The 23,456-nt window shown below is 33.2% G+C and carries 17 protein-coding genes and 2 CRISPR repeat arrays (2 of these 19 running past the window's edge); all 17 genes read left to right on the plus strand.

Annotated elements, in window-relative coordinates:
* Nucleotides 1-1,515: direct repeats of the CRISPR family, unit length 37 nt; unit sequence GTAGTAAGAAACTAATTTCCGTTAAGGGAATTGAAAC; it begins 2,518 nt to the left of the window's first position.
* Nucleotides 1,516-1,862: 347 nt separating this feature from the next.
* The 17 genes from BHF68_RS08310 to cas2 all read left to right on the plus strand — a co-directional run bounded on the left by BHF68_RS08310 (nucleotide 1,863) and on the right by cas2 (nucleotide 23,159).
* On the plus strand, nucleotides 1,863-2,801 hold the full coding sequence (locus BHF68_RS08310) for a DUF6602 domain-containing protein (RefSeq protein ID WP_069643183.1): 939 nt from the start codon (nucleotides 1,863-1,865) through the stop codon (nucleotides 2,799-2,801).
* A 71-nt stretch (nucleotides 2,802-2,872) separates the two neighbouring features.
* Nucleotides 2,873-3,187, plus strand: coding sequence for a hypothetical protein (locus BHF68_RS08315; protein WP_069643184.1), 315 nt, complete (start codon nucleotides 2,873-2,875; stop codon nucleotides 3,185-3,187).
* Nucleotides 3,188-3,189: 2 nt separating this feature from the next.
* Complete coding sequence (locus BHF68_RS08320) at nucleotides 3,190-4,860, plus strand: hypothetical protein (RefSeq protein ID WP_141706252.1); 1,671 nt, start codon at nucleotides 3,190-3,192, stop codon at nucleotides 4,858-4,860.
* A gap of 181 nt (nucleotides 4,861-5,041) precedes the next feature.
* The gene (locus BHF68_RS08325) at nucleotides 5,042-6,682 is read left to right on the plus strand and encodes a Cas10/Cmr2 second palm domain-containing protein (protein ID WP_069643186.1); all 1,641 of its coding nucleotides are present in this window, start codon (nucleotides 5,042-5,044) and stop codon (nucleotides 6,680-6,682) included.
* Complete coding sequence (locus BHF68_RS08330) at nucleotides 6,679-7,437, plus strand: RAMP superfamily CRISPR-associated protein (RefSeq protein ID WP_069643187.1); 759 nt, start codon at nucleotides 6,679-6,681, stop codon at nucleotides 7,435-7,437. The genes BHF68_RS08325 and BHF68_RS08330 overlap by 4 nt, the downstream gene beginning before the upstream one ends.
* Nucleotides 7,430-9,070 carry an RAMP superfamily CRISPR-associated protein gene (locus BHF68_RS08335; RefSeq protein ID WP_069643188.1) on the plus strand — a complete coding sequence of 547 codons (1,641 nt, stop codon included), beginning with the start codon at nucleotides 7,430-7,432 and terminating at the stop codon, nucleotides 9,068-9,070. Before BHF68_RS08330 ends, BHF68_RS08335 begins: the two co-directional genes overlap by 8 nt.
* Entirely contained in the window at nucleotides 9,054-10,433 is a 1,380-nt protein-coding gene (locus BHF68_RS08340) for an RAMP superfamily CRISPR-associated protein (protein ID WP_069643189.1), read from the plus strand. Before BHF68_RS08335 ends, BHF68_RS08340 begins: the two co-directional genes overlap by 17 nt.
* Entirely contained in the window at nucleotides 10,384-10,878 is a 495-nt protein-coding gene (locus BHF68_RS08345; RefSeq protein ID WP_141706253.1) for a hypothetical protein, read from the plus strand. Before BHF68_RS08340 ends, BHF68_RS08345 begins: the two co-directional genes overlap by 50 nt.
* On the plus strand, nucleotides 10,865-13,234 hold the full coding sequence (locus BHF68_RS08350) for a hypothetical protein (RefSeq protein WP_069643191.1): 2,370 nt from the start codon (nucleotides 10,865-10,867) through the stop codon (nucleotides 13,232-13,234). The genes BHF68_RS08345 and BHF68_RS08350 overlap by 14 nt, the downstream gene beginning before the upstream one ends.
* A gap of 68 nt (nucleotides 13,235-13,302) precedes the next feature.
* Nucleotides 13,303-14,082, plus strand: coding sequence for a CRISPR-associated endoribonuclease Cas6 (gene cas6, locus BHF68_RS08355; RefSeq protein WP_069643192.1), 780 nt, complete (start codon nucleotides 13,303-13,305; stop codon nucleotides 14,080-14,082).
* Nucleotides 14,083-14,181: 99 nt separating this feature from the next.
* Nucleotides 14,182-14,421: a hypothetical protein gene (locus BHF68_RS08360; protein ID WP_069643193.1), complete on the plus strand. Its 240-nt coding sequence runs from the start codon at nucleotides 14,182-14,184 to the stop codon at nucleotides 14,419-14,421.
* Between the two features lie 84 nt (nucleotides 14,422-14,505).
* A complete protein-coding gene (locus BHF68_RS08365) occupies nucleotides 14,506-15,972 on the plus strand; it encodes a Wadjet anti-phage system protein JetA family protein (protein ID WP_069643194.1) in 1,467 nt (488 codons plus the stop codon).
* Nucleotides 15,973-15,993: 21 nt separating this feature from the next.
* Nucleotides 15,994-16,599 carry a DUF4194 domain-containing protein gene (locus BHF68_RS08370; protein WP_245669651.1) on the plus strand — a complete coding sequence of 202 codons (606 nt, stop codon included), beginning with the start codon at nucleotides 15,994-15,996 and terminating at the stop codon, nucleotides 16,597-16,599.
* Complete coding sequence (locus BHF68_RS08375; protein ID WP_069643196.1) at nucleotides 16,568-19,873, plus strand: ATP-binding protein; 3,306 nt, start codon at nucleotides 16,568-16,570, stop codon at nucleotides 19,871-19,873. The genes BHF68_RS08370 and BHF68_RS08375 overlap by 32 nt, the downstream gene beginning before the upstream one ends.
* On the plus strand, nucleotides 19,870-21,150 hold the full coding sequence (locus BHF68_RS08380) for a Wadjet anti-phage system protein JetD domain-containing protein (RefSeq protein ID WP_069643197.1): 1,281 nt from the start codon (nucleotides 19,870-19,872) through the stop codon (nucleotides 21,148-21,150). The genes BHF68_RS08375 and BHF68_RS08380 overlap by 4 nt, the downstream gene beginning before the upstream one ends.
* A gap of 90 nt (nucleotides 21,151-21,240) precedes the next feature.
* Complete coding sequence (locus tag BHF68_RS08385) at nucleotides 21,241-22,881, plus strand: CRISPR-associated endonuclease Cas4/Cas1 (protein WP_069643198.1); 1,641 nt, start codon at nucleotides 21,241-21,243, stop codon at nucleotides 22,879-22,881.
* Nucleotides 22,882-22,883: 2 nt separating this feature from the next.
* Nucleotides 22,884-23,159 (plus strand): CRISPR-associated endonuclease Cas2, encoded by a 276-nt coding sequence (gene cas2 / locus BHF68_RS08390; RefSeq protein WP_069643199.1) that lies wholly within the window; start codon nucleotides 22,884-22,886, stop codon nucleotides 23,157-23,159.
* A gap of 251 nt (nucleotides 23,160-23,410) precedes the next feature.
* Nucleotides 23,411-23,456: a CRISPR direct-repeat array (repeat unit 37 nt; unit sequence GTAGTAATAATCTAATTTCCGTGAAGGGAATTGAAAC); it runs 1,774 nt beyond the window's last position.

The following is a 23,456-nucleotide window of genomic DNA, read 5'->3' on the forward strand; positions in this document are numbered from 1 at the left end:
TAAGAAACTAATTTCCGTTAAGGGAATTGAAACTCCCTCACAACCACAACTAAAAGTTCCGTAGTACGTAGTAAGAAACTAATTTCCGTTAAGGGAATTGAAACGCATTCAAGTAGATTCTAATGGTAACGTAGTAGGTGTAGTAAGAAACTAATTTCCGTTAAGGGAATTGAAACCGCTCCAAAGTGTCACATTTTTGAACGCTCCACGGGTCGTAGTAAGAAACTAATTTCCGTTAAGGGAATTGAAACTGTAAATGCTGACTTATACGTGATTTAAAAGAGTCTAGGTAGTAAGAAACTAATTTCCGTTAAGGGAATTGAAACTATTTTTTCGGCTGCCATCCTGTAAGCTCTGTCTTGTAGTAAGAAACTAATTTCCGTTAAGGGAATTGAAACATATTTCCGCTATGTTCTAATGATGTATCTTTGAAAGTAGTAAGAAACTAATTTCCGTTAAGGGAATTGAAACCAGGCGATTGGGAAAGTCCTTCGCAGTCAGTTGAAAGCACGTAGTAAGAAACTAATTTCCGTTAAGGGAATTGAAACCAATATACAGTGACTGTTTCGTTGCCGTTTTCGGGTAGTAAGAAACTAATTTCCGTTAAGGGAATTGAAACACCACAACTAAACCTTTTATGCTTGACGCTTTTTTCCCTTGTAGTAAGAAACTAATTTCCGTTAAGGGAATTGAAACCCAGCAGTTTGCATATGATACCCTCCCGTGGTATGTTTTGTAGTAAGAAACTAATTTCCGTTAAGGGAATTGAAACTATATATCACCTCCGTTTTGTCTCTTATACTGCACCCGTAGTAAGAAACTAATTTCCGTTAAGGGAATTGAAACAATTCTGATTTACCTTGTTTTTTTGCTATTTCTAAATAGTAATAAGCTAATTTCCGTTAAGCGAATTGAAACTAATGGTTTCTGTTGCTTCCTTATCATTTTGCGGCAGATATATTAATAAGCTAATTTCCGTGAAGGGAATTGAAACTAACCTAAGTTGCTTCTGACGTTGTTTGAGCTTGTCCAGTAGTAAGAAACTAATTTCCGTTAAGGGAATTGAAATTTAGCGAATAGTCATCGTTAAAGATTTCCATTAGGCAGAAATAAACTAATTTCCGTGAAGGGAATTGAAACGCTGATATAATTCCTTCAGCCACTTCACTGCCTGCTTGGTAGTAAGAAGCTAATTTCCGTGAAGGGAATTGAAACTGTGCCGCCATATTCCAATGCTAGTTTAATAGTGTTTTCTAGTAGTAAGAAGCTAATTTCCATTAAGGGAATTGAAACAACATTTTAACTTCGTGCATTCGAGCAATTTTGCTATGTAGTAAAAAGCTAATTTCCGTGAAGGGAATTGAAACACTTCTGATAAAGAAAGGTTATTCGCAGGTTGGTTTAGTAGTAAAAAGCTAATTCCCGTGAAGGGAGTTGAAACCTAACTACGTATGTTGGTATTTGCAACTTGTCAATTTGTAGTAAGAAACTAATTTCTTTTAATGGAATTGAAACGACAACATCTGTAGCCTTCACATTCAATAGGAGTTGTAGTAAGAAGCTAATTGCTGTGGAAGGGAATGGAAACATCTTGCTGCGTAAAGAATAGTTTTATCGCTTTAGTATTAAAAAATCAAGTTATCAAGTATTGAAATTTAAAATCAAAACAACCTGTGTGTATGTTTAAGCGTACATGAAGGTTGTTTTTTGTAATATTAAGTAAAAAATTACTATATCGACAAATTACGACAAAATTCGAACGAGGAGATAGGTGAGTTTTGTAGAAGGTAGTCACAATAAGGTTTTATGAGGTATCACCACAAATCACCGTATTGATAAAATTATAAAAGGATAGTGATAACATGGACGAAGACAAAAACAATGCTTTTGAAAAAATCTATAAGAATTACAAGTATCTTAACAATATGATGGTTGAGGAAATGGAAATAGCTTCACTACATGGTGGGGTTACAGGGAATTATAGGGAAGAAATGTGGATTGAATTATTTCGAAGTATGATTCCTAAGAAATTTTCTATGGCACAAGGAGTAATGATTATCGATTCAATGGGTAAAGTATCCAAAGAAGTAGATATTGCTGTGTATGATGAACAGTATACTCCGTATGTCTTTAATTATAATACTTTGAAATTTATTCCGATTGAAGCGGTTGCTATAGTTATTGAGTGTAAGAGTACAAGCTATGATACTGAAAATCTAAAGGGATGGGCCAAGGTTATAGATGATTTAACACCTAATCCAACGGGTATAGCTAGATTTGCCACTGGTTTTTCATGTGGCATAACAAATGGAACACAGTCAAGGACTAGACCAATAAAGATTTTTACAGCAATAAAGGGACTAGAGAAAGAAAAGACTTTTGAAGACTTAGAAAAAGACTTATCAGATTCGTTCGACTTTATAGTTATGCAGAAAAAGCAAGCAGGGCAATCTAACTTTTTTAAGCTTCTTACTCCGAATGAGAATAAATCTCTGGGATGGTGGGGGAGATATTTGAATAAGGGTAACTGCGACGGAGACAAAGAAACTCCTCTAGTTATTAATGGTAGAGTAAGGGGTAGTGAAAAATACGAATATCTTAAATTTTGTTCATGTGAAACAAGCATTCTTAATAAGTTAAAAGTTTTAAAAGTAAAAAATAACCCGTTGTTAACATTAAACTTACAACTTAACCAATTATTAATGCTTATAAACAACCCAATGCTTTTTCCGCACATAGCTTATGCAAATAAATTTAACGAAATTGCTAAAAAAATTACTAAATCTGAAAATCAGGAGTGAAATAATATTAGCTTGTGTAAAGATGTTTAATAACAATTTAGAGCAAGTTAAAATCAAGGGAGATGGAGCAAGTGAAAACAATAGCGAAAATTACAAGTTGGGGTAAAGGAGAAAATAAATCGAAGGTTACACTATTTAGTAACGCAGATTATAGTTTTAAGATGCCGTCTGAAAAAGAGTATACTTACAACCTATTTTTTGAAAAAGATGTAAATAAGGAGCTTGAAATCAGACCTGTATCTAAGTCAGAAGAATTTGACGTAGACGAGAAGTTTGAGAGTCTAATTTTGTACTTATTTAAAAATAGCATGATTGCCGAATTCACTGCTGAATTCAATGAAAATGGGAAATATAAAATTACTTCAATTACTATAGAGTCAAAATGAAGATGCTAGAGTATAAGCCTATATGGCCTGAAACAGCAGTTTTTTGGGGTGCTGGAGCAACAGCGGCGATTGGGGTTAGAACAACCCCGACTATCGGAGTATCAATTTATAGGCTAGTTATACCTGGAGTAAGTTTGCGTGAACGTGTAAAGCAAGCGATTCAATATGATAATTCAACATGGATAAATGCTGTAAAAGATCTTCTGATAATATTGGGTGATCCAGAAGATAGTGAAGATGTATCGAATTGCATGCGACGTCAATATCCAAATCTATCAGATGTTGAACGTCAGACTAGGCTAAAACAACTACGAGACAGTTATGATTGGGGTAATCTATATAATATTATTCGCATCTGTCCGGGACAAAGCGAAGAAGATTTTGAGCTTTCAGATCTATTCAATATTTTAGATATGCATATCCAGAATAATCAAGGTTTTTACGCTTATAATCATGCAGGTGACGAACCATTTATACCATCAGGAAAGTTAATCCAAGTACGTAATACATTGAAGATGCTGACAGTTTTGCTTCATACCCTTGATTTCCAAAATGCAATCTTAAATAACAGAAGTATATTGAATCAATATGAAAGTTTTGTAGAAGTATTATATAAGCTAATGGTTGATGAGGCACACGATTTATACCCTGGCATGAATAAGAAGCTGACTCAACGAGAATTTTATTTATTTAGCTACTCAATAATATCTATGAATTGGGATCCTATTTTATTATGGCTGCTTTTCAATGTACATAAAAAGAATAATGACTTGAAGCGTACACATATAGGGATTCCACCTATGCCACTTAAGCTCTTTCACGATATGGGTGGTCATTTCATGGGGGTTCGCCAAATTGATGGTCAAACACCACAGGTTTGGTATCCATTTAACGAGACAGTTGTACAGAGGATAAATGATCCAGAACATGTAACAGGAAGAAGGGTTCGAGTAGGAAAATTCTATTTTCCGCATGGATGCTCTGGTTGGCGCGAATGCCCGAATTGTGGAAAATTAACAATGTATATGGGTAGTGATTGGGGTTTAAATACAGCATCGTTATTCCCGCCACTTCCTTTGCCAGTCTTTCAATTTGGTTTTCAAGCGAGATCTGCTGAGGAGTTTAGAGCACAAAATATGGGCAAGATAGATGCTATACAATGCTCTTTTTGTGGTACATTGACAGAAACTTTTGATGCACCACTTATAATGCAAAGTAATTTTAAAGGGTTCCACCCATCATTTATTGAAGAAGTCCAACGCGATATGAGGGTATCTCTTGAAGGAACTAAACACGTGGTGTTGATGGGATATTCACTTCCTTTAGATGATGTGATTTATCGTAGTGTTCTTTCTGCCAGAAAAAATAGAGGGGAAAGCAAACTCTTCTGCTCAATAGTTGGTAAAAGTTCAATTCTAACTAATGGCTGGATTTATGGAACAGGAATTGAACAGTATATGAAAAGGATTAAAGAGGAAGAGCCAGAAAGTTCACTTATTAAAACAATTAAATCAGCTCAAGAGTTGTTTGGAATTGAGAATATACGTGTATGTAGCGATGGTATTCCTAATGTGTTTTTGAATGGAGAAAAAGCATCAGTTGATAAGGTTAAAGATTTGTTGTACCCAACGAATGTTTTCCAAGGTAATCGTGTAGAGAGAAAAAGTATGTAACAAATATTATAGAAATGCAACCTTCACTTATGATTAAACATGAGAGGAGGTTGTTTTTTGTTAAAAAGACTACAAAAATTGCCAGTTCGACAATATACGACAAGATTCGAACGAGGAGATAATTAAGTTTTGTCGAAGTGTGTGAGTAAACACAAAATCATAAAAACAAAGGAGTGAAATCATGGCAGCCTATGTCTATCTTGATGTATCCCAAAAACAAGAGTATATCTATAAAAACAATAAGTTGAAAGACAACCTGTTGAGATCATTTGTTATTAAAGCTGTAACAGAAAGACTGTCTAGTGAAAGCTACGACATTAGTGATATTCAATCAAATCTAGGAGAGCTATTGTCACTAGAAAGCTATTTGAATACTGAATTTAAAGAACAGTTTCATTTCGAATACTCTGGTGGAGGGAATAGTATTATTCGTTTTAGCGGTGCAGAGATAGCTAAAAGCTTTATAAAGAATTATTCGTTTCATGTACTAGAAGAGTACCCAGATTTAGAACTATATATAAGTATGGTTGATGAAGAGGCTGATAAGGATACACTACTAAACTTAGAGACAGAGAACGCTAATAAAATAAGAGAGTTACTAATGAAAAGAGCTGACAAAATAAAGGACGAGCGTCGTGCTCAGTTTAAGCGTTGGAGTTATGGTATAGAGGAAATCGACAAAACTGGAAGAGCAAAAATCTATGAAGAAAAAAGTTATGAAAAAGATTCTTGTCATAAAGACAGCATACGAGAATTGATTCTGCGAGACATAAAAGCAGAAGTTGAGGATAAGAACGTACGAGTGACGTCAGAGTTGAATCACTATAAAAAAGAAAACGGAAAAAGTTATATCGGAGTCATATCAATCGATGGGAACGGAATGGGAGATATAGTTAAGAATGTGGTTGACTTTGAAGGGTTAAGAGAAGTAAGTGAGTATATTAACAATGTATATTTTACTGCAATAAAAAATGCACTAATTGAACATGCTGAACAAAAACAGGAAATGCAGAAACAATTTGATATGGTAGGTAATAAACTTTTAGTCACACCAATTCTACAGGCTGGTGATGATATATGTATAATTGTTGAAGCAAATCATGCAGTTGGAATAGCTGCAAGTATTCTAAAACAAATTATTTCGCTTTCTCAAGATGATACTTATAAAAATGTTACAGAAAAATACCTTGGAACTAAATACTTAACGGCTTGTGCTGGTGTTGCAATCATCAAGCATGCATACCCGTATTTTGAAGCAATAAAAGTAGCGGAAAAACTATGCTATGAAGCTAAAAATTTCTTACACAAGACACAATCAAGTTCAAGCAATTATCAGAGACAAACGTTTATCAATTGGGAAATCGTACAAAGCCAAGTGAATGAAAGAATTAAGTTTGAAGAATATAACAAAAACCAAGACTATAATCAGAAATTTACCGTGAAACCCTTGTGCATTGATCAGTGTGTAGGAATCGAAGATGATAATATTATTAGCTTTGATGCATTTTTTGAAATAGTTAACCAAATTAAAATACATAATCAAGACAGAGATAACATGGATTCTATAAGTAGTTTTATTAGCAATTCTTATTTAGAGGGAATAAAACAGCATATGTATGGTGGAGTTGAACCGTATCGCTTTTTCCTAAACATAAATAAAGAGGCAACAGCAGAGTTGCAGGCAATTGTAGAAGATGCTATCGGTAGAAAGCTTGAACATCTACTAATCAGTGAAGAACAAAATGGAAGTCATGGGTATACATATTTAATCAATGATGTTATAGAACTACTACCATTTGTGGGACGAGGTGATAAGGAATGATGCCTGTATGTGATTCATATAAAATTCAGATGAGGTTATGTAGTGAAGCTATTTTTGATAGTGGAGAACGAGAGAGAAACACGGTGCAGTCAAAGGTGTTGTCTGATTCCTATGGGTTTGTATATTTTCATGCTAAAACATTAAAAGGACAGCTAAAAAAACAAGCATATTGGCTCCTTAAGCAATATAAAACTATTGATGAAATTCAAAAAACCAATTATGGAGAAAGTTTTTATGAGTCAATAGTCCGTTTATTTGGTTTTAATAGTCAGGAAACTAGCAAACTTCCTGAAGGTAACAAATACAATTCTAACCGTGGTAGTGTTCCTGGAGTAATGAGACTTAGTAATTTGGAATTGGATGAGACTATTAGAAGATATTTTATTCAATTACATCAAGAAGACCTTGAACAAGATTATTTTCGCTTATCTCCATACGAGTTAATAAATGCACAAACCAATGTGCGTATCGGAATCCAAATGGAAGATGGTGTTATCAAAAACAACATGTTCAATAGTTATCACACAGTTAAGGAAGGGATGTACTTCTATTCGAATGTTACCTTTGAAGATGTATCAGAAGTAAAACAACCAGTAATAGATGACCTTGCACGTATCATATATTCATTTAAAAGAATTGGGGCCGGAATTCATAGGGGTCGAGGGGAAATAAGCGCCCAATTATTAGTTGGCAAAGATAATAAGCCATATCACACGCTGATTGCAAGTGGAGATGGAGGTGCAAGAAATGTATGAGTACAGAGTTCTTGAGTTTCGCAGCATAGAGCCCTTGAAAATTGGAGCAGGTGGGAATAAAAGTATTTTCACAGAACCAACTAAAGAGTATTTGCCAGGCTCAACAATAAGAGGTGCCTTAATTTCACAGTTAGTGAGATATGGATTATTCAATGAAAACAAGAACAGCATCTTACATAATCTAAAATGTTACAATGCTTATCCATATGTTGAAGATATTAAAGCTTTATTCTTACCAACACCGTATCATCTTCGTATGGACAAGCATGATTGGAGAAAGAAAAAGAGTTCTAAAGGAGAAAATAATGAAATTGATATTGCAAATTTGTCTTTAGACAGTAATAACAATCATAATGCTAAAAATCACTTGAAGTACTCATTTCTATCGGAAGTGGACGGCAGGCTTCATGGAGTACAAGTTCAAAAAGAGTTTAGACTCCACCATACAACGGCTATCAAAGGAGATGAACCAGAAAATCTTTTCAGGTATGAAGCTATATCATCAGGTCAAGTATTTAGATCGTTATTGAAATATTCTAAAGATTTAAGTTCACACATCAAACAAATACTCAGTAGCACAGAAACGGTTTATATTGGTGGTTCTAAAGGGTCAGGTTATGGAAAATGCAAAGTTACTCCTGTTGGGGATTCTTACATAGAATACGATGAGGCTATCAATGCGCTTGGTTTTCGATTTAAGAGAAACAAGGATAAAACCAATGAGATGGTGGTTGTTTGCTTGTCGGACTGTGTTTTTAGAGATGAGTATGGACAACCGACCAATTATCTGTCTGATGATTTTATATATCAGCTTTCTGGTATAAAGGTCAACATCGGAAGACGGTTTATTCAAACGGGCTTAACAGAAGGATATAATACTAAATGGAACGCAAGATATCCTAAGGAAGCAACATTAAAAGCAGGAACAGTACTAGTTTTTAATATGCCAGAAGGCATTTCTATGACCGATAGAGATAGAGTAGGAAAATTACTCGAACAAAATTTATTAGGATATCGCACTCAAGATGGTTACGGGTGGCTAGGAATCGATTTGGATTATCCTAACAAATTAATGCTAAATGAGTTGAAAAATATTGAAAACAATAATACTGCAGCAAGTCAAAGCACAAGTGGTCTATACGATTTTAAATTAGATGAGCAAATGCAAACTTTTAAAACTATATTGTCTGGATTAGCAAATGCCAAAATGCGTTGGCTGCATATGATTGTAATAAAATGTTCAGCGAATTCTAATGATGATTATCGATTGATTATTAATAAAGAACTTCGAAATAACCATATAAACAAGTTTATTAAAGAACTTGAAAAGTACATTGAAAAAATAACTATAAAGAACCACTTGCATATAGAACCTTTACAGAATCGATATGCGAAAAATGATAAGCAGTTTTCTTTTGCAGGATATAACTTTAATGAAATTTGTGAATTTCTAAATAAGAAGAAGAATAATAAACTAGAGAGTTTCACTAAGAATAAAATCAATTCGAAACTAGGACAGCTATTTTATAATGATACGAACGAGGAATTTCGACATAAAATATTTCTGATTGATTTACTTTTAGCAGGATTACATGTTGAAAGGAGGTTGGACGGTAATGATACAGGCGAGTAAGATTATCAAGTATCAATTCACCTTAATGGCTAAGACTCCAGTTTATTTTGGAAGCGAGCAACAAGGGGAACTTATAAAGAATGCAGAGAACAAACCAATTTTACTAGGAAGTTCAATCGGTGGTGCATTACGGAATTATCTTAAAGAGCTAGGTACCGATGATAATAAAATTCGTTATTTTATGGGCGGGAATAATGGAGTAGACTATGAGGAAAGTCGCATCTATATAAGTGATGGTAAGATTATCTTGGACGTGAATAATTCTGACAAGGATTATATTCGAAGAAAAGAAGGAACTATGATTAACTCTGATACTGGCTCAGCAAAAGACAAACACAAATATTATTTAGATTACTTACTGCCAGGAACAAAAATAATATTTAATATTGAATGTGAAGTAGAAGATAGCGAAGTAGAGAGTAATTATAGACAAACTGTATACGATTGGGCTAATGGCTTTATACAAGGAGCATTGAAATTGGGTGGACAACAGAACAATGGCTTCGGACAGTTTGATTTAGAAGAATTGCGTTTAGAAGAAGTGGAGATACAATCAAAACAAGATTTAGAAGATTATATATTTTCTCATAGAAAAGGTAAGTTCAAGCCTATACCATCTACTGAAATTGTTAAAACAATAACAACTAAATCACATATTAAATTTTCGTTAAGTGGTAGTTTTCCTTACGGATTGTATCAAAACTTCAAGATTAATGATAGTGAACGGACAGGATTGCAAAATAGAAATGGTAAATATTACTTACCTGCAACTAGTATCAAAGGCATTTTTCGCAGTGAATTCCGAATTTTACTTAGCAAGTTTTTAGATCAAGAAAAAGTAGAACAAAAATTGGAAGAAGCATTTGGTAGTCAGAAAAAAAAGGGAGCATTTGTTTTTAACGATGTAATACTTGAAAATGCTGGCTATGTCCGAACAATTAGGGGGCAAAACTGTAATCAGGATAAAGCAGTAAAAGCAAAAGAGGTAAAAGAAACTGATTCCATATATATTAAAATTGACCGATTAACTGGCGGAGCATATGATGGTGCATTAATAAGACAAAATGAAATTTATGGTCAAGCTACAATTGATATATGTTTAGAAGGAGATAAACATTTTGTTTTCCCAACGATTTATATATTGAAAAGAATTGCAGCCGGCGCAATTCCGATAGGAGGGAGAACTTCTATAGGACTGGGAGAATTTCATGGTAATAAGATAATGCTACGAGGGTCTGTGAATGGAGATTTCAATCTAATAAGAGATGCAAGAAATATAGATATGACAAAAGAACAAGGGGAAAGGATGAAAAGTGACTATGAATTATTTAAAGAATGGTGTAACAGAGAGTTGTGTCGATAAGAATCCTTCGCTCAATGAAATCGTTAATGGAGTACCCTTTTCTAAAAAGTATTTCTATATTGTCCATTTATTGGACCGTGTTTTGTTTGGTGAACAAAACCAAAGAATTCAAGAATTATTAACAGCGGCTATTTTACAAGATGAGATATTGGAACTACATATCTTTAATGAAGAAAAGGAGTTCTTTGTTGCAAGAAATGATGATGGTTTAGTTGCATATGAGCCATTAGTGCATGGGACTTTTAATTGCAAATCGAAAAACAAGAGAGTTATTACCAGAAATTATGTAATAGAGAAAGCCAATCAAGAGAAAGCCAATCAAGAGAAAAAATATAAGAGATTAGTAGTTAAAGAGTATGTAGATTATGATGAAGAGAATCATCTAGCTTATGTTGAAAAGACAGCTTTGTATAAATTAGAGGGGGATGAGTATGGGAACAAATAGTAAAACTCATAAAGACAAGCCATATACTAAAAGAGATAATAATATTCAATATGTTACTTTACCGTATGATTTCATGCCGTTTCCTAAACAGTTTTATTACCCATATGCTATGGACTCTCTACCTAGCCATGCTAGACAAAGAGACTTGTCTGGGTACATCGAATATACAATTAGACCTGAATCAGACATGGCAATTGAACTGAGAGAAACCCCTGAAAAAAAATATTATATATCTGGTAGTAATATCAGAGGGAAAATTCGTTCAAACTTAGAAATTTTAAGCCAGAGTTATCCACGCTTCATCAACAGAACACCTATGTTATATAGAGATATAACAAACAGTCTAGGTCTATCCGAAAATTATAGAACTAGGCTAGATATTGCTAATGAAACTAATGGATTGGAAAAGTCAATCCAAGTTGGATTCTTGCGAAAAGATGATGACGGGTATTATGTTATACCAGCTAAGAAGATAACCAATGACAAGTTTTTCTTATCGATAAAAGAACACAGGCTTCGTGACATGGGGGTAATAGGTGATAAGGTGAGTTCTTTATTTGGCAATGATGATAACGATAATAATTACATTGCAAATATGTTTGCCAAAATAAACATGATTCAAAAAGAAATTGATAAAATAACTAAGAAAATCGAATTGTTGAAAGCTGACCTATCCGTTCATTTAACGAAAAATATGAAGAAACAAATATCTGACATCTTTTTTATGGATGACTATTCATTCCTTAAAAGTATAAATAGAAATAAGTTAAATGCTGAAAAGAACAAAATGCAGAACGTCAGCAGGACAGAAGCAATAAATAATTATATTCTGAATATAAAAGAAAATCTGCTCTCAAGTTTAAAAGTATTGGCAAAAAATGATAGCAATGAAATGAATGAATATTTCGAGTGTTTGGCGAAACGTTGGATGTTAAAGGCACAAATACATGCTACTTATCTTTATATGCAATCTAACAAAAAATTTTCGCCATACCAATTGTTAGTCTTTTTTAATCAAAGTGCAAACGGTGGAATAGAGAACATAGAATTTTCGCCTACTGAAAGTTCAAAAAACAAAGGATACTTATATAACTCTACAAATGCTAGTTCAAAACGTAGTCATTATTTAGTAGGAGAACCAGATGGATATCATAGTGGATTCAAAGTTGATGATACAGCAATTATAAGCTACGAAGAGAACTTAAAAAAAATGAAGTCTACTGATGATAATAAAGAAATAAAAGATTTTTATAACATTTTTAATAAAGAGAACTTTGATAGGCTAATTAAGGCAAATCCTGTGGGTATTATTGTGTTTTTCAAACCAGACAATAATAAAGTGATTAAAATGGGGCGGACGCCATACTTTAAAATCCCTTACAAAAATTCAATAACTGATTTACTCCCGTTAAAAAGTAATAATAGATTAGATTATGCCGATAGCTTGTTTGGTTATGTAGCTGACAAACTAGATCAGGATAATCCATTAGAAAAAACTGCATATAAATCGCGGATACGCTTCAGTCCAATTGATGCTAGCGAAAAATCTATAGAAGATTATAATGATGAAAAATTCATGCTTCATACTCCTTCTGCTACTTCTAATGCAATGTATTTGAAACAAACTCACAATAGTAAAAAAATTATTACATATGAAGGAGGGATTAGTTATAATGGCAAGGAAATAAAACCAGAACCTAACGGATACAAGTATTATCATATATTAGACACAGAGCAGGAAAGTGCTAAGGAACCTAAAAAATTAATAAGTGAAAGAAAAGTATTAAGAGTAAATAATCAAGAATTATCTGGCAAAGTATATTTTAAAAATTTAACTCAACAGGAATTAGGATTGTTATTGCTAAGTTTGGATATTAGGGAGTTTCTTAAAACAAATACATACTCAAATAAGTACATACAGAACAATGATTGTATTATCGAAGGACTTTTTGAACAGATTGGTGGGGCAAAGCCATACGGGTATGGAAAGGTACAAATTGATATAGTAGATATTAAACTAGAAAAGACAGATAGTAGTTTTGAATCACTGATGGAAGCAACATACAATAGCATTAGTGAGGAACATAAATATAATAAATACGATTTAATAGATGCTTTTATTGCTGAAATGACAAAGCATGATCGAAAATACCTTGATTATTTAAAGGCTTATATTGATAGCAAGATATATAATAGCCATGATGAACACAAATTAGAAGATGGTTCTTATAAACATCCTTTGAGAATCACATGGAATTACTTTAGTCAAAAGGATGAAAAAGGAAAGGCTAAGCAAGTGGGTTATCCAAAAACATGGAGGTTAAAACTTAAGAAAAACAATTATAACCCTAGTTAATAGCTCAAAGTTAATAATCTCAAAAATTGCAAATGAATTTTTACAGTAATATACGGAGGACAGTATTCATGCAGCTAAAAAAAATCTCAATACAATTACTCTGTCAGGAACCTGGTATGATTAAAGGTCATGCAGGTACGGAACTACATGGACTATTTTTTAAAGCATTAGAAAACGCAGATGGAGAACTTGCATCCGAGCTTCATCAAATGCAATATAAACCGTTTATAATTGGACCATTGATAGGAAAAATTCAAAGGCGGGATGGCATAGCACAGATAGAAGAAGGAAATGTTTATTCATTTACATTGGCTACCCTAGTAGAAAAACTTACAGTAATCGTTCCTGATGTACTAGAATATTTTCAAAAAACCCTGTTAGTTATAGGTAGTGCTGGATTTACTTATCTGAGTGCTAAAGAAGTAACGGACAAACGAACATATTATGACTTTATGGCAATAAGAAATCAAGATTCAAGAATCAACATTGAATTCACCACCCCAACCTGCTTTCGTAGGAGCGGACGAGCATTATTATTCCCAGAGCCAGAGCTGGTTTTTGGTAGTTTAATAGAAAAATGGGAATATTTCAGTGAAATACAACTACCAATCCTTGATTTATCACAAGTTAATGTAACTAAGTATGATTTAAAGACGACATTAGTGCAATTTAACAATTACAATATGATAGGATTTAGTGGCAAGTGCACGTATACATTTGCTAAAGATTCTACAGAAGTAACGAAATGGGCAATTAATTCATTAGCTCAGTTTGCTACCCTATCAGGAGTCGGATATAAGACAACAATGGGTATGGGGCAGGTAAAAATCTATACAAACAATAAATAATTTAGCTTATAAATTTTATGTATAGACTCTATTAAATTTGGAAATATTGATAGAGTCAAATGATAGAAATTAGGAGTGATACATCTGGAAAAGCTAGAGATGCATATATTAGAAAAACTTGAAATCGTAGAATTGAAAAAGGAAATTATATCACTACTGCACAGTCTGCACTTTGACTCTTGCTATCACATCGAGGACTGTATCTTAGATTTGCATAAATTTTTAGTAACTTTAGATGATATGGAGATTTCACAACGTAATCTAATGGATTTAAACAGCAATCAATTAACTAAAGAAATCATAACTACAGGATTAAATAAAAAAATGCTAGTAGGTTAATGGGATATGAACCAGTAAAGTCAGCACAATAACTGCTTTATTGGTTTTTATTTTATTATCAGCTATTGGGGGAGACTCAGACAGATGCAAAAGTTGTTTGATGTGATACCAGAAAATTTTTTTCAATTATTAATAGGTAAAAACAAATATATCTATGCGGAGGCACTAATTTTATTATATGAACAATCACAATATACAAGATTTGGTGTTCCTTACGAGGATATGAGAGATATATTCCAAGAATTGCTTGAAACGCATTATCAAAATGGGATAACAGTTTATTTCGGTGAGGATGCCGATGGCTTAGATGATATGGAAGGTCCAAATAAAAGTAATAATGTAGCTGTCAATAAGATTATAGAGCAACTTAGCACTGAAGAAGTTTCTCGTGCTCAAGCTAACTTGTTATTGAGACGGTTAGATTCATTAAAATGGATACAAATTGAAACTAGAGATCGATTTCAACAATATATTGTTCTTCCCAACTATACTAGCAGAATATTAAATGTATTTAAGGATCTGTGCGAAGATCGAGTGGTAGAATATCAGAGATTTGCATTTGTCACATACAATCTACTAGCAGGGGAAGAAGCGAAAAGACGACCAGCTTTTGTAGTTCTAGAAGCAAGGGAATATACAATCGAGTTTCAACAAGAATTGATTGCCCTTTATCAAAATATGAAACATCATATGGAAGAAATCGTTCAGCAATCGTCTATTGAAGAAGTATTAGAGCATCATTTTGATGTTTATAAAGCACAAATACTGGATAAAAGTTATCATCGGCTAAAAACATCAGACCATGTTTCAAGATATCGTTTTCAGATATTAGATAAGGTTAGAAAATGGTTGCTAGACAAAAATCTAATGGAAGAAACAGTTATCGACGCTTTGAAAGATAATACATACAAAACAAAGGAAGATGCAGAGTCAGATATAAGAAACGCTTTATACGATATCGAAAAGATATATCAAGAATTAGATGAAATCATTTATCAAATAGATTTAAGGCATAATCAGTATTTAAAATCTTCATATGATCGAGCACGCTATTTAAGTCAAAAAAATCAAGGGTTTGATCAACAAGTAATTGATTTGTTAGCTGCAATTTCTGATATGTATGATAATTGTATGGAAGATAGTTTTGCGACCGACTGTCTAATACAGTTAAATCATATAGCACCTATAAGCCGAAAGTCGTTTTATTCACCACGAACCAAAAGGGAAGAACATACACCAGAAAAGCATGTTATAAAAAACATTCCGGATGAATTGAAAAATCAGATTAAAAAAGACCAAATTGACAGATTCAAAAAATCAATAAATAAAAAGAAAGTAGAGCAATTTATTTTCGATAAACTGAAAAACAGATCTGAGATGGAAATCAAAGAGCTTTCGCCAACTAGTTTAGAAGAATACTTAATGCTAGGCTATGTTTTCTTATATGGAAACGATAAAGGGACAAGATTCTGTATAAGAAGGAGTACTGATAGAGTGATTATTAGTATAGGCCAATATCGCTTTAATAACCATATAATCACGATAAAGTAATTTGTAAAGGAGCACATGCTAATGTGGAGCCAATTAAACCAAACTGACCAGGAGCATTTACGGAATATTGTCAATCGTTTGCTAGCAATTAATTATTTAGTAAAAGAAAAAGAGCGAACAACATATTTGCTAATTCGGAGATTGCGAAATGAATTGCAAGAATTTTTTAAATTTCTTGGTTGGGACTTGGTAATAGATGAGCGGCATGAATGTGTCTTTTTATTTACTGATAAACACGAACTCAGGAAAATATTAACTAAAGATGAAACTATATGGTTCTTAATATTGCGCTTGATTTATCAGGAAAAGCGTCAAAGTTTGTCGCTTGCTAGTTTTCCTATAGTTACAACATTAGAAATAAAAAATAAATATGAAACTTTTAGATTGCCATGGATAAATAAAACAGCTTTAGAAAAGTATGTACGTCTATGCACTCGTTATCAATTATTGGAAGCTATTGATTCTAATATACGTGCAGATGATTGTAGATTTAGTTTGTTTCATACTTGGCAATATGTTCTTGATATAGATAAGGCTGGAGCTCTAACGAAAAAAATCACGCTATTAGTAGCACAAGATAAGGAGGAATTATTGAGTGAAATGGCTGAAGAAAATGAGGTTGATTAACTGGCATTATTTCCAGGATGAGACATTTGAATTTGGCATGCAAACATTGATTAGCGGGAAAAATGGTGCAGGTAAATCCACTATAATTGATGCGTTACAATACATTATAATTGGAAATCAAAAACAAATTCGTTTTAATACTGCGGCACATGATGAAGCAAAAAGAACCTTAATTAATTACTTGAAAGGGAAAATAGGCAGTGATGAGCGTACGTATTTAAGGGAGGGTGATTTCACTACTTATATTTTAAGTGAATTTAGAGATGATGTAAAAAAGGAGAGCTTTGTACTTGGGGTTGTAGTAGATGTATATAAAGATTTTAGTTATGAAGAAGAATTTTTTATATTAGCAAGCAAAAAAATAGACAGTTTAGAATTAATGTCAAATAATGGGTTTTTAAAAAACCGTGAACAGTTTAAACGACTATACAATATTACTAGGAATGTGAGCATATTTGAAAGAAACAAAACTAACTATCAGAAAGTAGTATTAAATAGGTTTGGACAACTGCATGAGCGGTTTTTCTCTGTGTTTACTAGAGGGTTATATTTCAAACCAATCCAGAGTGTAAGAGATTACGTATATGATAACATCCTTGATAAACGAGAGTTGCAGCTAGATGTTATGAAGGAAAATTTTGAAATCCATGAAAAATATAGACTGGAGCTTGAAGAATTAGAAAAACGTAGAGAAAAGCTATTTGCAATTCGCAATTCATATGGAAACTACTGCCGCTATCGTGATACGGTGAACGAACAAGAATACGTAATTCGCAGTTTGAATTATGTTTATGAACAAGAAGTATTGGAGCAGCATCAACAAGATTTACAGATGTTAAAAAACAAATACGAGAATATAATTAGAAGCATTGAGCTTGCTGATATTAAAAAAGATGAGGCCAATAGACAAAAGGAAATAGCCTATAGAACATGGCAAGATCATCAAGCTGAGAAAAGAAAACAAGAATTAGAAAAACGCATAGACCAATTATTAATGGATCAGCAAACACTTGAACAGAACATAGGGATATTAAGTAGAAAAATAAAGGACGAACATAAATTATTATCTGAATTGCATGATTGGAAAGGCAACTCACTTTGGCAGTTGTCCAATGAAGAAGTAAGGCTATTAAATAATAGCAAACAGATTATGGCGCATATTAGCAATATATTTGATGAAAGACAAGTCCTAAGAGAGACGGATATTGATAACATTAAATCAAATTTACAAGCGACATCGAATTTTCTTAGGGATAAATATGACTCAATGCTTGTTACTTCTAGTAAAATTGACGAGCAAATCTTGGATGTTGACGAGTTGATTAAAGAGATAGAAGAAGTGATAGAAAACTTAAAACAGAAAAAACGTCCGTATCCATTAGCTGTACAAACGTTAAAAAAACGACTAGCAGAAGTATTAGGAGGGTCAGCGAAAGTCTATATATTTTGTGAAGAAATGGAAGTAGTAAATGAGGAGTGGAGAAACGCAATAGAGGGATATTTAAACACCCAACGCTTTGATATTTTAGTTGAACCAGGATCTTTTGCAAAAGCACTGGCGATTTATGAAAAAGACAAATGGAAGTATAAGATTGAAGGTGTGGGACTAGTAGATACTGATAAAGAAAGAAAATATCTCAACTCTGCAAAAGATAATTCTTTAGCTAAAGAATTAGTAGCAGACAATCTAATTGTCAAAGCGCATCTAGAACATTTGCTTGGACATGTTATATTGGCTTATGACGAACAAGATTTACGTAATTATAACACAGCAGTCACAAAATCATGTATGGTCTATAATCGATTGGTTGCTCGTCAGATGCTTTCCGACAGATATGCAGTCCCATATATAGGAGCGCTAGCAATTTCTCGGCAATTAGAAATAAAAGAGTTAGAATTAGACCAAGCAAATAAGCAATCTGAAGAGTTAAGATCAATTAATTATGATATCAAGACTTGGATCAGAAAGCTAAAAGATAGCCAGTCAATATACGATAATATTATACAAAATATCATGTTGAGTAACGAACTGAACAACTGCATAAAAATGCTAGACGATACAAGAAAAGAGTTATCGCTATTAGATTTTAATGAGATTAATCGGTTAAAAGCAAATTATGAAAAGTGGATTGAGATTGATAAAGAATGGGATCAAAAAAGGATTCTTTTAGAAGGAGATAAAAGTGTTAATGAAAATAATCGGCAGCATAAATCTGCGGAGATAAATCTTCAAGAAAATAAAGTGAAGGAAAAATTTCAAAAACTAACAGAATGGGACAATATACACGGAATTGAAAATAAACAAAGTGCTTTAAAACGTTGGAATGATGCAGAAAAACAAGATATACCTACGTATCACAAAATCAATAATTGGACGAATAATCAGAAAGGCTACATAAAACGAAGAGATGATGAGTATGAGAAAGTATTGAATCTTCGCAGAGATTATAATATGGAGTACAATTTCCAATCATCTAATAGTCTGGATAATAATGATGCGTATGATGAATATTTAAATGAAATTGAAAACGTTAACATTCCAGAATATCAAAATAAAATTAAGCTTGCTCTAAAAAATTCAGAAGACGAATTTAAATCACATTTCATTTTCAAGTTGAAAGAAGCTATTCAAATGGCGAAGCATGAGTTTGACAATCTAAACTACGCTTTGCGAAATTTCCCATTTGATGAAGAACGATATCACTTCGAAATAACTGCAAGTTCAAAGTATAAACGATTTTACGAAGCGATAATGGATCCTATGCTTGTTGAAAGAGGTTCACTCTTTGATATAGAAGATGCAGAACGCAACCAAGTTTTACATGAGTTGTTTGATATGCTAGTATCTGGCAAAGATGGCGAGATGGATGAATTTACAGATTATAGACGCTACTTAGAGTTTGACATAAGAATTACATTTCCTGACGAATCACGCCAGTCCTTCTCAAAACTTCTACAAGAGAAATCTGGCGGCGAAACCCAAACACCATTCTATGTCGCGACATTAGCATCATTTTATCACTTATATAATTCACATAAAGCATTAAAACTGATAATATTTGACGAAGCTTTTAACAAGATGGATGAAGAGCGGATACAGACAAGCTTAAGGTTAATTAAACAATTAGGGTTGCAATTAGTTGCAGCGGTGCCTGACGAAAAAATGCAGCACATGATACCAGAGGTAACAACGACCCTAATAGTAAGTAAACATAATTATAGTTGTTTTGTTGACATGGTAGATAGAAATGAATTTGAGGAAACACCAATATGATAAACGAGACAGCATTCAAAAGTAAATTTTGCCATGAAATATTGATTTATTTACTTCAAAAGTATGAAAACAGTAATAGTTTTTATACTGGGAAACCAACAAATAGACGACCGCAAATTTCCTTTATAGGTAATAACCCCTTTGCGAATGACTACTTTGATGAAATGGATTATTACAAAAAAGAATGGATTCATGAAGTATTAGCAGAATTAGAGCAGAAAGGGGTAGTTTCTTTAGCATGGGAGAAATATTGGGAGGGAAAGAAGCTTTCTAAAGTGTTTCTTAACTATGAACAAATAGATACTGCATATAAAATAGCAGGCATCGAATCAAAACTAGGCAAGTTAAATCGATTAAAAAATATTATAGAACCCCTAAAAAATCACCAATGGAAATCAATTCAGAATTGGGCTAATATGACTATCCAGAATCTTAATGTAAGAAAGCAAACAGGGTTAAATATTAAAGATATCGATATATATGAGGATTTAACTAGAGTATTAGACTATTTACCAGATATTAAAAGTAATGTGCCGAAGAGAATACTCAGCCATAAATTATTCTCGGATTCAAAATATTTTGAAAAACAAGTAGAGCAACCATTGGCATCATTGTTGAATAAAATATATCAATTGGACTTTAAATCTAACGATGAATTGCTAGCTTACTTTGGTATCGTACAGCATACTAAATTAGTAATATATAAAGGTGACTTAAGTTGGGGTATTAATGGAAAAGAAGTATCATCAAATGATTTTATTGGTGGACTAGGAATCTCAGATATAACAGTTCAAAATATGGATATACGCAAGATAGGTGCTAACAAGATTATACTAATTGAGAATTTGACAAGTTACGAACAATGGATTAGACAAAGAATAAATGAAAATGAGTTAGTAATTTACACTGGAGGGTATCCACATAGGCTATTACAAAATTTCCTGGAAAAATTATCTGTATTCTTATCACAACAAAAAGAACATAATATTCCTTTGTTTCATTGGGGAGATATTGATATAGGCGGGATTAAAATATTTTTTTATATAAAAAATAGGTTTTTCCCAGGACTAAAGCCACTATTGATGGATACAGAGGTTTTAGTTAGTCATCAAGGAAACGCTATGGCTATTTCCGAGAGCTATCGCAATAAGATTAATGATATGAAAGCTAGTATGGAATATAATGGCTGGCTATCTTTGTTAGATGTAATGTTAGAATTAGGGGTTCGTTTAGAACAAGAAAGTATTTTTGATGTCTCAAAAATAGATATAAAATAGTTTTCACACGTCTCCTCAGCTACTTATTAAAAACAGCTTTTTTGTCAATACTGCGAGTATGAATAGTAGTTTGCTAGGGGGGCTCATTAAATGGAACAAACAATAGAAAAGATAGAGTATTTATCAATATCATCTATTGCTGAAATACTGTATTGTCCACGGAATTTTTATTATCGCACTGTTATGATGGCGGAAGAGAAGAACAATCATTTACTAGAAGGGAAATGGCAGGAAGAAGCACGCGACCTGACCAAGAGAAAAGTTAGACCAACAGGGATACAAACTAGGAAGGTGTATTTGACATCAGATAATTTAGGAATAACAGGAGTATTAGATACCATAGAAGAAAATGACCAATCTATCTATCCAATTGAGTTTAAGAAGGGTAGTTATAATGACCGGATAAATGATAGAGTACAGCTGTGTTTACAAGCATTATTGTTAGAAGAAAACTTGGATGTGTGTATTGATCAGGGGTATATCTATTATTGTGAATCTAATCAACGTGTTTCGGTAGATTTCACAGAAGAATTAAGAGAAATAGCTATGCAAACGATTGAAGACGCTAGAACAATCATTGAAGAGAATATTATACCAGAACCTGTCAATGATGCCCGCTGCAATGGGTGCAGCCTCATTAGCCGCTGCTTGCCAGAGGAAACAGACATGCTCATGCAAGCGACAAAAAGCGAAAAAAATTCAACCCAAAGAAAACCTTCACCTTCCATGAACTTAGGGCGCATCCTATATGTTGACACTCCTGGGGCGTATCTAAAGAAAGAACAAGGTAGAATCAAATTAAAAATAAATGATGAGACAAAAGACATACCGCTATCCGCTATTGATCAAGTAGTTTTGGGTCAGCCTACTGCTATGACAGGCTCATTATTAGCGACGATGTGTGATTTAGGAGTATCCTGCTATGTGCTAGATAAAGGAAAAGTTAAAGGTTGGTTACAACCGACACTGAACAAAAACGTAGTATTAAGGAAAGCTCAATACGCAGCAAACTTCAACGGTGAATATACATTGGGTTTTGCTAAGGCTTTTGTTACTGGGAAAATATCTAACTGCAGGACAATGCTTATGCGACATAACAGAACTGTAAATGATGAACGCATTAAAGAGGTAACTGCTGAGCTGAATTCCTGTCTGAAAAAATTAAAAGCATGTGACTCTATTGCTAGTATTATGGGAGTAGAAGGAATAGCAGCAAAATATTATTTCAGTGTATTTGATAAGCTGTTAAAAGAAGAGCTGGGATTTTCCTTCGTAAATAGAAATCGAAGACCACCAAAAGATCCTGTTAACTGCTTATTAAGCTTTGCATACACCCTTCTAACAAAAGATGTAATTGAAGCAATTATACGTGTAGGGCTAGATCCATATTTAGGGTTTTTCCATTCAGACAAATACGGAAGACCTGCATTGGCACTAGATATAATGGAAGAATTCAGACCAATCATAGCAGACTCTGTTGTGATTACAGCAATTAATACCAGAATGGTAAAGCCCGAAGATTTTATCGAAACAATTGGTGGATGTGAGTTAAAAGAAACAGGAAGGAAAGGATTCTTCAAAGCCTATCAAGCCAGGATGAATCAAGAAGCAACTCATCCAATATTTAATTATAGAGTTTCCTACAGAAGAATGTTAGAGTTACAGGTGCGCTTTCTTGGAAAAGTACTAACTAATGAGTGGCCAGAGTATATCCCTTATCAGGTGCGATAATCATGAAACATATAGTGATTGTTTATGATATTCGTGACGACAAACGTAGAACAAAGATTTTTAAAACACTAAAAGATTATGCAACACCAGTTCAATACAGTGTATTTGAAGGGATACTGACCAATGAAGATTATATTAATCTAAAATATAGGTTGAAACGTCTAATGAAAAAAGAAGATAGTATCATATTTTACTCTCAATGCGGCAGATGTAAAAGTGATTTGGAGAGATTAGGAACGAATGTGGTGGTATTTGGTGATATTGATCTCGTGTATTAATTATTTAACAGGAAATTTGCTGTTTATGTAGAATAAATAATATAAACATGTACAAACAAGTAACTTAGCACAAATCGAGAGGTCCAGGTGGCTAAAAATACTATAGGTCACTCGAGTAGATTTTCACCCTAGTATTACTGCATCTTTATAGGGTTAGGGCTGTTTCCTATAAGTTAAAAGCAGCTGCTTTTATTAGGGTCTCGAATAATATTAAGAAAACCCATTATCTATAAGGTCTTAATTTGGTTGCAGTAGTAATAATCTAATTTCCGTGAAGGGAATTGAAACATTAAGTAT

The organism is Desulfuribacillus alkaliarsenatis (assembly GCF_001730225.1).
Taxonomy (GTDB): domain Bacteria; phylum Bacillota; class Bacilli; order Desulfuribacillales; family Desulfuribacillaceae; genus Desulfuribacillus; species Desulfuribacillus alkaliarsenatis.

Coding starts and splice junctions, on each gene's coding strand:
- BHF68_RS08350 (WP_069643191.1), top strand. CDS start 10,865: ATGGGAACAAATAGTAAAACTCATAAAGACAAGCCATATACTAAAAGA.
- cas2 (WP_069643199.1), top strand. CDS start 22,884: ATGAAACATATAGTGATTGTTTATGATATTCGTGACGACAAACGTAGA.
- BHF68_RS08330 (WP_069643187.1), top strand. CDS start 6,679: ATGATGCCTGTATGTGATTCATATAAAATTCAGATGAGGTTATGTAGT.
- BHF68_RS08365 (WP_069643194.1), top strand. CDS start 14,506: ATGCAAAAGTTGTTTGATGTGATACCAGAAAATTTTTTTCAATTATTA.
- BHF68_RS08335 (WP_069643188.1), top strand. CDS start 7,430: ATGTATGAGTACAGAGTTCTTGAGTTTCGCAGCATAGAGCCCTTGAAA.
- BHF68_RS08320 (WP_141706252.1), top strand. CDS start 3,190: ATGCTAGAGTATAAGCCTATATGGCCTGAAACAGCAGTTTTTTGGGGT.
- BHF68_RS08325 (WP_069643186.1), top strand. CDS start 5,042: ATGGCAGCCTATGTCTATCTTGATGTATCCCAAAAACAAGAGTATATC.
- BHF68_RS08340 (WP_069643189.1), top strand. CDS start 9,054: ATGATACAGGCGAGTAAGATTATCAAGTATCAATTCACCTTAATGGCT.
- BHF68_RS08370 (WP_245669651.1), top strand. CDS start 15,994: ATGTGGAGCCAATTAAACCAAACTGACCAGGAGCATTTACGGAATATT.
- BHF68_RS08385 (WP_069643198.1), top strand. CDS start 21,241: ATGGAACAAACAATAGAAAAGATAGAGTATTTATCAATATCATCTATT.
- BHF68_RS08360 (WP_069643193.1), top strand. CDS start 14,182: ATGCATATATTAGAAAAACTTGAAATCGTAGAATTGAAAAAGGAAATT.
- BHF68_RS08380 (WP_069643197.1), top strand. CDS start 19,870: ATGATAAACGAGACAGCATTCAAAAGTAAATTTTGCCATGAAATATTG.
- cas6 (WP_069643192.1), top strand. CDS start 13,303: ATGCAGCTAAAAAAAATCTCAATACAATTACTCTGTCAGGAACCTGGT.
- BHF68_RS08310 (WP_069643183.1), top strand. CDS start 1,863: ATGGACGAAGACAAAAACAATGCTTTTGAAAAAATCTATAAGAATTAC.